The 13,014-nt window shown below is 50.6% G+C and carries 11 protein-coding genes; 10 read left to right on the top strand and 1 reads right to left on the bottom strand.

The features are described from left to right. Positions 1–62: 62 nt before the first annotated feature. From BLQ88_RS05620 to BLQ88_RS05600, 5 genes are all read left to right on the top strand, one after another. Positions 63–1,004 carry a nitrilase family protein gene (locus tag BLQ88_RS05620; RefSeq protein WP_090147501.1) on the top strand — a complete coding sequence of 314 codons (942 nt, stop codon included), beginning with the start codon at positions 63–65 and terminating at the stop codon, positions 1,002–1,004. A gap of 72 nt (positions 1,005–1,076) precedes the next feature. Then, on the top strand, positions 1,077–2,216 hold the full coding sequence (locus BLQ88_RS05615; RefSeq protein WP_090147498.1) for an ATP-binding protein: 1,140 nt from the start codon (positions 1,077–1,079) through the stop codon (positions 2,214–2,216). A 115-nt stretch (positions 2,217–2,331) separates the two neighbouring features. Further along, the gene (locus BLQ88_RS05610) at positions 2,332–3,213 is read left to right on the top strand and encodes a sulfite exporter TauE/SafE family protein (protein WP_090147497.1); all 882 of its coding nucleotides are present in this window, start codon (positions 2,332–2,334) and stop codon (positions 3,211–3,213) included. 63 nt (positions 3,214–3,276) lie between these two features. Beyond that, entirely contained in the window at positions 3,277–3,744 is a 468-nt protein-coding gene (locus tag BLQ88_RS05605; RefSeq protein ID WP_090147495.1) for an NADH-quinone oxidoreductase subunit A, read from the top strand. A 136-nt stretch (positions 3,745–3,880) separates the two neighbouring features. After that, positions 3,881–4,216, top strand: a complete 336-nt coding sequence (locus BLQ88_RS05600) for a helix-turn-helix domain-containing protein (RefSeq protein WP_090147493.1) — start codon at positions 3,881–3,883, stop codon at positions 4,214–4,216. Here the strand turns inward: BLQ88_RS05600 and BLQ88_RS05595 are convergent, their stop codons facing one another. Continuing rightward, entirely contained in the window at positions 4,217–4,960 is a 744-nt protein-coding gene (locus BLQ88_RS05595) for a hypothetical protein (protein ID WP_090147492.1), read from the bottom strand. Between the two features lie 130 nt (positions 4,961–5,090). Here BLQ88_RS05595 and nuoB point away from each other — a divergent pair, with 130 nt between their 5' ends. The 5 genes from nuoB (at position 5,091) to carB (ending at position 12,905) form a co-directional block, all read left to right on the top strand. Then, positions 5,091–5,621 carry an NADH-quinone oxidoreductase subunit NuoB gene (gene nuoB, locus BLQ88_RS05590; protein WP_090147759.1) on the top strand — a complete coding sequence of 177 codons (531 nt, stop codon included), beginning with the start codon at positions 5,091–5,093 and terminating at the stop codon, positions 5,619–5,621. Positions 5,622–5,629: 8 nt separating this feature from the next. Beyond that, the gene (locus tag BLQ88_RS05585) at positions 5,630–6,172 is read left to right on the top strand and encodes an NADH-quinone oxidoreductase subunit C (protein WP_090147489.1); all 543 of its coding nucleotides are present in this window, start codon (positions 5,630–5,632) and stop codon (positions 6,170–6,172) included. Positions 6,173–6,269: 97 nt separating this feature from the next. Beyond that, complete coding sequence (locus BLQ88_RS05580; protein ID WP_229212593.1) at positions 6,270–7,949, top strand: hypothetical protein; 1,680 nt, start codon at positions 6,270–6,272, stop codon at positions 7,947–7,949. Positions 7,950–8,010: 61 nt separating this feature from the next. After that, complete coding sequence (locus tag BLQ88_RS05575) at positions 8,011–9,852, top strand: BamA/TamA family outer membrane protein (RefSeq protein WP_090147486.1); 1,842 nt, start codon at positions 8,011–8,013, stop codon at positions 9,850–9,852. A 209-nt stretch (positions 9,853–10,061) separates the two neighbouring features. Next, positions 10,062–12,905 (top strand): carbamoyl-phosphate synthase large subunit, encoded by a 2,844-nt coding sequence (gene carB / locus BLQ88_RS05570; RefSeq protein ID WP_090147757.1) that lies wholly within the window; start codon positions 10,062–10,064, stop codon positions 12,903–12,905. Positions 12,906–13,014 lie beyond the last annotated feature (109 nt).

Below are 13,014 nucleotides of genomic sequence, written 5' to 3'. Positions count from 1 at the left end.
TCGTAGCTTTTCGGTTTCTATCATACACGTCTGTGTATTTCTTATGAACAAAAAGCCCAGCTATGAAACCGATTAAAATTGCGACAGCCCAGTTTGAAAACAAAAGCGGCGACAAAACTTACAATCTCAATGTGATCCGCCAACTCGCCGGCGACGCGTCGAAAGCCGGTGCGCAGGTCATCGCATTCCACGAATGCTCCATTACCGGCTATACTTTCGCCCGGCATTTGTCACGGGAACAGTTGCTCGAAGTCGCAGAACCCATTCCCGACGGGCCAAGCATTCATGCATTGCAGGATATTGCGGCGGAGCACGATATCGTAGTACTTGCGGGTTTGTTCGAAAAAGATGCGGACGACAAAATGTATAAGGCCTATGTTTGTGTAGATAAAAACGGCCTCGTCGCGAAGTACCGCAAACTCCACCCATTCATTAATCCAAATCTCACACCGGGTGACCAATATGTGATTTTTGACCTGTTAGGCTGGAAATGCGGCATTCTTATCTGCTACGATAACAACATTATCGAAAACGTAAGGGCGACCAAGCTGCTGGGCGCAGACATTATTTTCATGCCGCACGTTACCATGTGCACGCCATCCACCCGCCCCGGCGCCGGGTTCGTCGACCCGCAGCTCTGGCACAATCGCCAAGCCGACCCTACCACGCTCCGCCAGGAGTTCGACGGACTCAAAGGCCGCGCATGGCTCATGAAATGGCTCCCCGCACGCGCTTACGACAACGCGGTTTACGCCGTCTTCTCCAATCCGATCGGTATGGACGACGACCAGCTCAAAAACGGCTGCTCCATGCTCCTCGACCCATTCGGCGACATCATCGCCGAATGCCGCAAACTCGACAACGACTTTGTCATCGCGACATTCACCCCTGAAAAGCTGCAACAAGCCGGCGGCCACCGCTACATCCAGGCCCGCAGACCGGAGCTTTACGGAGATATTATCGGTCACGATCACGTGTCCGAGCAAAGGGTAGTTTGGTTATAAAACCTAAATTGGTTGAGTTAATTCAATGAATTTAGCTAAATTCGTTGAGTTAATTCAACAAATTTAGCTAAAATGAATTTTTCCAGGCATATTCTCGCACAAATTCTTGCCAAAACGGCTTCAAACAAAGCGCTCGTTCTCTACGGTGCCCGCCGCGTCGGCAAGACGCACCTGATGCGAGAAGTGGAGGAGCAGTTTAATGGAAAATCATTATTCATGAACGCGGAAGACCTGGACACCGTCGCCCTGTTGTCTGACCGGCGCGTCGCTTCCTTTCAACGATGGGTAGCCGATATCGACCTTCTGATCATTGATGAAGCGCAGGTCGTGCCTGAAATCGGCAAGTCGCTTAAACTGTTGATCGATTCTTTTCCCCAACTGACTATTCTTGCAAGCGGCTCCTCGGCATTTGAGCTTTCCAACAAAACCGGTGAGCCGCTCGTCGGCCGCCAAATCAGTTTCCAGCTGTTCCCAATCGCCCAAATGGAATTATCCGGACAGGAAAATTACCTGGAAACGAAACAACAGCTGGAAAATCGGATGATTTTCGGCAGCTATCCGGAAGTACTGAAACTGGAAACTGCCGAAGCGAAATCGGATTATCTCAAAGAACTGGTCAGCGCTTATCTGTTGAAAGATATTTTGATGTTCGAGCAGATCCGGTATTCGCATAAGATGCTGCAACTGCTCCAACTCGTCGCTTACCAAACCGCTCAGGAAGTTTCCTATGACGAATTGGCCAAAACGCTCCAAATCGACCGGAATACCGTGGAACGATACCTGGATTTGTTTTCCAAAGTATTCATTATCACCCGTGTCGGCGGATACAGCAAGAATCTTCGAAAAGAAGTGACCAAATCATCGAAATGGTATTTTCTGGATAATGGGATAAGAAATGCGCTGATCAACAATTTCTCTCCGCTCAACCAGCGGATGGACACCGGTGCGCTGTGGGAAAACTACCTGGTTGCGGAGCGCATCAAATACAATTCCTACACCCGAAAAACGCCCCATACTTACTTCTGGCGCACCTACGACCAGCAGGAACTGGACTGGCTCGAAGTAGCTGACGACCAGCTGAGCGCCTACGAATTCAAATGGAAAGATATCAAAGTAAAATTTCCAAAAGCATTTGTGGAAGCCTATCCCGAAGCCGCCAAGCACTGGATTAACCAGGGAAATTTCATCGATTTCGTCACGGGAGAAATCTAATCCGACGTTACCGCGAGATACTTTAAGCAAAATTTAATAATCTATCAATTACGTAGATTAAATAGTTTTGCTATTTTTGTAAACTCTATATTCCAAAATTCTAAAATTCACGGTAATGCTTGCCAAAGTGCTTTCGCTCAAACTGCCCTCGTCGCCGACCTGGTATATCGTTCCGGCTGCTGCCATCCTGTTGTTACTCGGCCTCTTACTGACAAACGGCGTCATCAGCATCAACACCGAACAGGTAACCGATTTCCTTACCGGCGAGTTTGCATTATATGTACTGGTAGGTTTGGCAGCGCAGCTGGTAGATGGCGCGCTGGGAATGGCTTATGGGGTTACTTCCAACTCATTTTTGCTGAGCCTCGGCGTTACACCCGCGGTGAGCAGCGCAAGCGTGCATTTCGCCGAAATGTTCACCACCGGCGCTTCGGCTATATCGCATTTCCGTTTTAAGAATATCAATAAAAAGCTTTTCAAAAGCTTGCTCATACCGGGCATATTAGGATCTATTACAGGCGCATACCTGCTATCCGATGTGATCGACGGTGATTTCATCAAGCCGTTCATCGCATTTTATATGCTGGTCCTCGGCGTCATCATTATTCGCAAGGCGCTGCAAAAAACTTTTGTAAAGAATAAGACCAAACGCATCAGCATTCTCGCAGCAACCGGCGGCTTCCTCGACTCGATCGGCGGCGGCGGCTGGGGACCCATCGTTACTTCAACGCTACTCGGACAAGGCCGTGATCCGCGCTACACCATCGGTTCGGTGAATGCGGCGGAATTTGCCGTTGCCTTCGCCAGCGGTATTACATTCATGCTTTTTACGGGTGTCGATAGCTGGAAAGTGGTGCTGGGATTGATCGTCGGCGGCGTAATGGCTGCGCCCTTCGGTGCGATGCTCGTGGGTAAGATCAAACGCAAGCCTTTGATGCTGCTCGTGGGTGTGCTCGTGATCGGGCTGAGCCTCCGGACGATTCTGCTCAGCATTTAACAGTCCTGTTTTCACGATATCCGGCGCATTTTGCCTAGTTTTGCACAAAACAGGCACATTACCATGCTCACCGATTTCGGTTATATCCTGCTCTTCATCATCGCCGCGCTCATATTGCTCGGCGTAATGCTCACCATTGCGAAGTTCCTGCGCCCGCACAATCCCAACGAAGAGAAGCTTACCACCTATGAATCCGGTGAAGAACCGTTGGGTAATGCAAACATCCAGTTCAACGTGCGGTTTTACGTCGTCGCGCTGATTTTTGTGTTGTTTGAAGTGGAACTGCTGTTTCTATTCCCGTGGTCGGTCGTTTTCGGAAGTGAAGAGCTTATCGAGCAAACCAACGGTCAATGGGGCTGGTTTGCCATGGCTGAAATGACCGTTTTCATCGGTATCCTCATTTTCGGCCTCGCCTACGCCTGGGCCAAAGGCTACCTCGACTGGGTCCTCCCCAAACCCCAAATCCCCGAAGTCAAATCCCCTGTTCCTGCGGATTTGTACGCGAAGGTGAATGAGAGGTACAAGAAGTAGCATATATAACTTTCTGATAAACACCCTTGTGAATTATCCAAAGGCTACTTTGTTTTATCGAATTATATTGACAGTTACTTAAAAAATGCCGACTTTTCAGGCTTGTTACTTATCCTGTCATCATCGACAAATTACTATGGAGGCTTTTGCAAGGAACCTGCGCACCAGGCGGGAACGGAAAGGACTTTCTACGGCCCATCTGGCCACTTCGCTGCAAATGAGCGAGGAACAATACCATGAGCTCGAAAACGGGCATACCGACCCGAGCGTCGATACGCTCAGGCGACTCTCCGAACTCCTCAACACGACAGTACCGGAGCTGATCACCGACCGCCCGGTGCAGCAAATTGTTCAGGATGTGCCGCTGGGGCACTTTTCACCTGAAACGCTGAGCGAAATGGACAAGGATACCTATATTAAAATCCTCGAAAACCAGCTCAGGGCGCTTCTGGCTGAAAAGAAGGGCGCCTGACTAATGCATTCCACTCCATTTTTTCATGTGCGGCCGCGGGAAAAAAACCAACCCGAGCTGCGCGTAAATCTGGTTGACTTTTAACCGCGACAGGTCGTCGACGGTCACGTTATCGCCCTTCCATTTACGGCGTCCCAAAATGGGCTGATGGTAGGTCAGCTTGCCGCTCAGGTACACCTTTTCATGGATTTTGGGCAGAAAATCCATTTTATAATCCACCCCGATGCCTCCGTGCAGGTTGATATTGGCCGTGTAAAGTTTGACCGCCTGGTATGCCGACGGGTTGTTCAGCAGCTGCTGTGCCGAGACCGATGCATTGCTCTTGATATTCATCCTGTACACCATAAAATCGGCACCGAGCGGTATCATAACGTTCCACCGCGCATTATTCACGAGCTTCGGCCCGCCGTCGGTACCGATGCCCAAACCGTTCAGATAGGCTTTTCGTGTGTCGCGATCGGAGGTGTAGTTGGTGCTGTTCATGATGATGATCCGGGCTTCCGAAAACCACCTTTGCGATTCGGTGCGGCGCGCGAGTACGAGATTGCCCATAAAAGATGTGAAAGGCTTCACCTGCAGCCGCGACAGCTGATCGCGCAGCGTTTTGTTGTTGGGGAGCAGGCCAAACTCGGCATACACCGCCATCCCGGTTTTGAAAATCCTGACGGTAGAATCGGTCTGGGCCGATGCCGTGCCCATGCAAAAGGCCGAAAACAGGAAACTGATGAGTAATTTGTGTTTCATATTGTTGAAGTCTTGTGTTTGTTTTGTAACGCCGCCGGAAACCGATTCTTGCCAAATATGGTTAGTTTTGCAGACGGATAATGCATTTCAAAGCAATATCCGTACCAAAATCCGGCATTTAAGAATATTCATGAGTGAACGAATCAAAACGGGCGACGGCGGCATTATCCTGACCAATGCCGAGGACCTGATGAACTGGGCCCGGCTATCGTCGTTATGGCCTATGGGCTTCGGTTTGGCATGTTGTGCGATCGAAATGATGGCCACCTACGCCGCCAACTACGACCTCGAACGTTTCGGGATCATGCCCAGGCCTTCCCCCCGCCAATCGGACGTGATGATCGTGGCTGGTACCGTTACATTTAAAATGGCCGACCGCATCCGCCGGCTGTACGAACAAATGCCGGAACCGCGCTATGTGATCTCGATGGGCAGCTGCTCCAACTGCGGCGGTCCTTACTGGGAGCATGGCTACCACGTGGTGAAGGGCGTCGACCGCATTATCCCCGTGGATGTGTATGTCCCCGGATGCCCGCCCAGGCCCGAGGCGCTTATTGGCGGTTTTATGAAATTGCAGGAAAAAATCCGAGGCAAACGGGAAGCTGTTCCCGAATTGTTCCTTGAAATGGAAGCCGCAAACCAGCCAGCCGTTTTATCCTAATCCTTATTATGACCTTTCAGGAAATCACCGATACCGTTACCAGCCAGTTCCCGGAGCACGCTATTTCTGCGGATACGAAAAACCCGCAACCTGCATTGATCGTACCTGCACAAGGCATTGCGGACATTTGCCGTTTCCTCCATGAAGATGAGAGGCTGTATTTCGATTACCTGGCTTGCATTACTGCGATCGATAACGGTGCCACTGCCGATACCATGGAGCTCATTTACAACCTGACTTCTATTCCTTACGGCCTGGATTTGACCCTGAAAACCATTTTTCCAAGAAATACCGCCGAAGCAACCCTGCCCTCCGTCCCGACTGTAAGCCACATCTGGCGCACCGCCGACTGGCACGAGCGCGAGGCTTACGATTTGATGGGCATTGCATTCGAAGGGCACCCCGATCTCCGCCGCATTTTACTCCCGGAAGACTGGGAAGGTCACCCGCTTCGCAAGGATTATGATGCGCAGGAAAGGTACCACGGCATTTACGTTCGCTATGAGGATGGCCCTACCCTGGAACCGTCCGATGACCCCGACAGGGTGTAGCCTGTGGATCCGGTGCATTCGGGCAAATAATCGTACATATTTGGTAGCATGAAAAAGCCTCGTTATTTTTCGTTACTAAATTTTAATGATCACCCGCATGCGCTTCATCATATTCACGGCCCTCTTTCTCGGCTTTTTGCATTCAGCATTTGCAGTCACCGACTCACTTATTATCAAAGGTCGGGTCAATAACCTCAGCGGCAGGCTCTACCGCCAGGCTCCATTCATTACTTTTTCACGCAACAATGTCCTGCAACCGCAATCGGAACTGAGCAAACAGGCCGATTTGCAGGCCGACGGTACTTTCCGCGTGTCGCTGCCGATGCTTTTCCCGCAGGAAGAAATTTACATGGATTACGGCGGCAAGGCATTTACGACCTTCCTCGGGTCGCCCGGGACTGTCGAGGTGACATTTGACGGAGATTCTATCGGCAAGACCAAAAAGCTCTTCTACTTCGCCGGCGCCAATGCCGACGCCAATAACCAGTACCCATTGTATCTGGCCGCGGAAAACCAGCGGTTGAACAGCAGCCGGACGTTAGGTACCGACTTTTTCAGGACATTTTGGGAGAAAACGCCGTCCGACGCCCGCTTTATCGCCGAAAGTCGCGGTGAATTGCGGCTTGGATCGGTAAAAGCGGCCACGCAGAGCACCGTGGCGTCGCCCGTTTTATACAATTGGATCAAATCCGTGACCGACGAGGAGCAGTTGCAGATTTTATACGAACACGCATTGGGCAACCAGTACCAGGTAAGTAAAGCGCTGCTCGACAGTCTGAAACGCCTCGACAAAGCCCCGCTCACCGGACAGCGGGTAATATGGGCCAACCGGTTCGGCAACTACGCGGACCAGTTGGTGGAGGGTAAAAAGTTCGATAATCCGAGCAGGACGAACTCCCTGCCGGTGAAACTAATGGCAGCACTTATCCGCGACAATTCCAAAAACCTGTCCGCCGAAGATCGCCAGCATTTGAACCAGATCAATGCGAACGGCCTGGCTGAAAAAGGCGAGCTGGATTTCATGAACAAGCTGTTTGCCCGTAATGAAATGACGTTAAATCTGTTGTTCAACTATGAGCGCGAGAGCCGCATTTACAGCGATTTGTTCGATAGTACCGCCACCGAGTTTCTGAAAGTGAGGTATTTAGCAAAAAACCTTTATAAATACACTTACCCGCAACAATTGCTGCTCAACAGCCACATTCAATCCCGGACGGGCACCCAGCAGTTTAAGCAGTCGCTCGACGAAATCGTTCAGCTGGAAGTGAAGGACAGTGCGGATATCCGGAAGTTGGTGGATTTCAAGAATGTCCGTACATCTCCGGTTGAAGCATTGCCCGGCTACTACATCGCGGCTTCCAACGACCGTGGTACTTCCTGGCTCAACGGCATTCTCGATGGGCTCAAAGGAAAAACGGTGTATGTGGTGAAGTGGAATATCGAGGATACTAAGAGCCGCGAAGAGCTGGATTTCATCCCTGCATTACAAGCCCGGCTACCCCAGGATATCGTGTTCCTGTTCGTACATCTTTCCACCGAAAATTACACAGTATCGGATGCGCTTTTGCGGCAATATATGGTAAGACACCGGTTAAAAGGCATTCACATGTCGCTGAACGACAACCAGGCCATGGATCTGCTCTTCCGCCTTAATCCGCTCGATTACGCGACTTTTTCAATCATCCGCCCCAACGGCAAATTTGCAAGTAAGAGCGCCCCGGCACCAAGCGAAACGGAGAAAACGGCCAAGGCGCTGATCGAGGTAAGCGGTCAATAGTTATACCTCGCATTGGTGCGTTTGCGTTAAGAAACAGTTGATTTTGGAATCCGGATAGCCCATGTGTAGATATTTGCTGTTGTTTCTGATGCTTTCCTTCGCCGCGTCGGCCCAGAACCCCGACAGCCTGGATACGCACAGCCGCGACAGTATCCGGTACACCAATCTCAAAGCGCGGATGTCGAAAACGAAGTTCTCGCGGGCGGTCTACCGGCTGTTGTTTAGGGACGTATACAACCAGGGCAAGGTTACCGAGGTGAAGGAAATCGAAACCAACCCCTTCACTGCCTACGAAGGAATGGTGATCCGGAAAATTTACATCCGCCAGCTGAATATCCTCGGAGAATCGGTTTACGACACCACCCGGAAAGGCAACCAGCTCGAAAGATTTCTCAGTAAAAGTGTCCATACCAACACGCGGGAAGGCATTATCCGGCGCTCATTCCTGCTATTTTCCGAAGGCGACGACATTCAGGCGCATGTTTTGAAAGATACCGAACGTCTGTTGCGCTCCAACCGGATGTTCGTCGATGCGCGTATCATTGTCATACCGCGCAAAGACGTGACCTGGATGGCCGATATCATGGTGCTTATCCAGGATTCGTGGTCGCTCAACTTCTCAGGCGGGTTCAGTTCATTTAATAAATTCAGGGTAGGGCTTGAAAATATCAACGTTAGGGGAACCACGCATTCGCAGCGAACGGCCATCCGCTGGGATTCGAAGGATACCGCTAAAAACGGCAAATTCCAGTTCCGGGCTATTTACACGATCCCTTATATTGGTAAAACCTTCATTACCGCCCAGGCCAGCCTGATCCTCGAACGGGATCTGAGGGAGCAATCCATACGTTTCAACCGCCGCTTTATTACCACCGAAACCAAGTACGCGGGTGCATTAGAGTTTGGGCATTATAAGACGAGGCAAATGAAGCGGGAACTGGAATCGAAAGATTCGGTCACATTGCTCCTTACCGATTACAAATACTACGATTTCTGGATCGGGCGTGCATTCAAATTTCCCTTTGCCAACAGCAAACTGGCGCAGAACTCCCGGATCGTGACCGCATTCAGGCATAATAAGTACGATTATGACAAACGACCGGAAGTAGCCCCGAACCTCAACAAAAATTACTGGAACCGCACCGCAACGCTTGTCAGCCTTGGATTTTCGAACCGGAACTACAAGCGCGACGTCTTGATCTACGGCTTCGGACGAACGGAGGACGTGCCCGTGGGTAGCCTCATCGCATTGACGATCGGCCGCGAGAACACAGAGTATGGCGCACGCGGCTATGGCGGCATTCAGTTTGCGAGCGGCAAATACCTGCCCCATAACCTGGGATACATGTATTTACTCGGCAATTTTGGGAGTTATTCCAAAAACGGAACGGCGCAGCAGGGCGTCATCAATGGTGAGCTCAACTACATCAGCAACCTGATCCCCTTCCGGTACAGCTTCTTCCGGCAGTTTGTTAATATCAAATTTGCCAAAGGCATTAACCGCGACCCGCTCGACTACCTGAACATCAGCGGCGACCGTGGCATCAGGGGTATTAACAACGACCGGCTGATCGGCACCAAAAAGCTGACAATAGGAACCGAAACTGTATTTTTCTCCGATAAAAGCCTTTTGGGTTTCCGGATCGCGTACTTTGTATTTGCCGACATCGGGCTCGTGAATGGCGTGCCGCATCTTTGGAAAAGTCCGTTGTACCAGGGTTATGGGCTGGGACTACGCCTCCGCAATGAAAATCTTACATTTAATACATTACAGCTACGCTTCGGTTATTACGTCAACATTCCGGAGCTTTCCTCGCCCACCCGTTTCGCGGCTTCGGGCAACGTCCCGCTGCGCCTGCGCGACTTCGACATCTCCGCTCCGGCCATTGCGCCATTCCAGTAGTTCGCAAATTCAACTTACAACTACCTGACTACCTGACCATTAATGACTTTATTTTAAATTTTTACAGTTATTTCAACCCACTTCCTGTCCTTTTTCGGATATGAGGATTAACTTTGTGGAATTTTTGGACGTACCCCTGCTCAAAATCGTCAGGCAACTGCCAAAAGTTGTTCAAGTATTTCCTTCATTTCTACAAATTACCATTTACTGTGCCCAAAAATACGAGCATCAAATCCGTTCTGATTATCGGTTCAGGTCCCATCGTTATCGGTCAGGCGTGCGAGTTTGACTACTCCGGCTCTCAGGCAGCCCGTTCACTACGCGAAGAGGGGATCGAGGTAGTTCTGATCAATTCCAATCCTGCAACCATCATGACTGACCCTATCAGTGCAGATCATGTGTACCTGTTGCCACTGGAAAAGAAGTACATCGCTGAAATCCTGGAAAAACACAAGGCGATGGGCAGGCCCATCGACGCGGTACTTCCTACCATGGGAGGCCAAACGGCGCTGAACCTGGCTATCGATTGCGATAAAGCGGGTATCTGGAAAAAGTACGAGGTGGATATCATCGGTGTGGATATCAAGGCGATCGAAACAACCGAAGACCGGGAGAAATTCCGTTTGAAAATGCTCGAACTGGGCGTAAACGTGTGCAAGGGCCGCACAGCCCGCTCTTTCCTCGAAGGAAAAGAGATCGCACAGGAAATCGGCTTCCCGCTGGTAATCCGTCCTTCATTTACCCTTGGCGGTACGGGAGGTGGATTTGTGGAAAAAGAAGAAGATTTCGACAAAGCGCTGAACTACGGCTTGCACGCGTCGCCTGTACACGAAGTACTGGTGGAGCAAAGTGTAATGGGCTGGAAAGAATACGAGCTCGAACTACTCCGCGACAGCAAAGGTAACTTCATCATTATCTGTTCGATCGAAAACTTCGACCCGATGGGTGTGCATACCGGCGACAGTATAACGGTAGCACCGGCGATGACCCTTCCCGACACATTATACCAGCAAATGCGCGACCTTTCCATCAAAATGATGAATGGTATCGGCAAGTTTGCGGGTGGCTGTAACGTGCAGTTCTCGGTGAACCCTGCGGACGACAAGATCATCGCCATCGAGATCAACCCGCGCGTGTCGCGTTCGTCTGCATTGGCTTCGAAAGCAACAGGTTACCCTATCGCGAAAATCGCTGCGAAAATGGCGATCGGTTACGACCTCGACGAGCTCATCAACCCGATCACCGGCAGTACTTCCGCATTCTTCGAACCTTCGATCGACTACGTGATCGTGAAAGTTCCGCGCTGGAACTTCGATAAATTCAAAGGTGCGGACCGCTCACTGGGACTCCAGATGAAATCCGTAGGTGAAGCGATGGGTATCGGACGTAACTTCCAGGAAGCATTGCAAAAGGCTTGTCAGTCGTTGGAAATCCGCCGCAATGGCCTGGGCGCCGACGGCCGCGAGCTCCGCGACCAGGAGGCTATCAAGCACAGCCTGCAACATCCGAGCTGGGACCGCTTGTTCCACATTTACGATGCATTTAAAATAGGTCTGTCGTTCAAAACGATCCAGAACCTGACCAAAATAGACGCGTGGTTCCTCAAACAGATCGAAGAGCTGATTGAACTGGAACACGAAATCGAGAAATTCGACCTCGAAGACCTGCCGAAAGAATTGCTTTTGACGGCAAAACAAAAAGGTTACGCCGACCGTCAGATCGCGCATTTGATCGGAACAAAAGAAAGCAAGGTCTACGACCGCCGGAAAGCATTGGGTATCAACCGTGTATACAAATGCGTTGATACTTGTGCCGCGGAGTTTGAAGCAAAAACCCCTTACTACTACTCTACTTTCAACACCTCGCAGGAATTCCCTGACAACGAGTCGGTCGTAAGCGATCGCAAGAAGGTAATAGTACTTGGTTCAGGGCCTAACCGCATCGGCCAGGGTATCGAATTCGACTACTCTTGCGTACACGGTGTATTGGCCGCGAAAGAGGCTGGCTACGAAACCATCATGGTGAACTGTAACCCTGAAACTGTTTCGACCGACCCGGATATTTCCGACAAACTGTACTTCGAACCGGTATTCTGGGAGCATGTTTTCGACATTATCGAGCACGAGAAGCCTGAGGGTGTGATCGTACAGCTCGGTGGTCAGACGGCTTTGAAAATGGCTGAGAAACTGGAAAAATATGGTGTCAAAATCATCGGTACCGACTTCCACTCACTCGACTGGGCGGAAGACCGCGGACGTTTCTCGTCACTGCTCGAAGAGCTCGGCATTCCTTACCCGAAATTCGGAACGGTAAGAACTTCCGACGCTGCCGTTGAACTTTCGCGCACGCTGGGCTTCCCGCTGCTGGTTCGTCCAAGCTACGTTTTGGGTGGCCAAAGCATGAAGATCGTGATCAACGAGAAGGAAATGGAACAGCATGTAGTGAAAATCCTGCAAGACATTCCGGACAACAACATCCTTCTCGACCACTTCCTCGAAGGTGCGTTGGAAGCGGAAGCCGACGCGATCTGCGACGGTGAAGATGCTTACATTATCGGTGTCATGGAGCATATCGAGCCAGCGGGTATCCACTCCGGCGACTCGCACGCTGCCTTGCCGCCATTCGACCTCACAGCGGACGAAATCCGCCAGATCGAAGAGCATACCCGCAAAATCGCGCTGGCGATGAATGTGAAAGGGCTTATCAACGTACAATTCGCGGTGAAAGACGGCGTCGTGTACGTGATCGAGGCCAACCCGCGTGCATCCCGTACCGTTCCATTCATTTGCAAGGCATACCAGGAACCATACGTAAACTACGCGACCAAGCTGATGCTCGGCGACAAGAAGGTGAAGGATTTCAACTTCAAACCGGTGAAAGAAGGCTGGGCGATCAAGATCCCTGTATTCTCATTCAACAAATTCCCGAATGTGAACAAGGAACTCGGCCCTGAAATGAAATCGACCGGCGAAGCGATTTACTTCATTAAGGATCTCGAAGACGAGTTTTTTCAGAAGATTTACGGCGAGAGAAATCTTTACCTGAGCCGGTAAGCATAATAAATTGCAGAAGCAAAAGCCTCGGAGTGATCCGGGGCTTTTTGTATTAATGGGTTTGTAAACCAGAATAAAATAGTGGTCACATCACTTCAAAATATTCCCC

The organism is Dyadobacter soli (assembly GCF_900101885.1).
Taxonomy (GTDB): Bacteria; Bacteroidota; Bacteroidia; order Cytophagales; family Spirosomataceae; genus Dyadobacter; species Dyadobacter soli.
The sequence above is the reverse complement of the archived record's forward strand: the minus strand, read 5'-3'. Positions and strand labels throughout refer to the sequence as shown.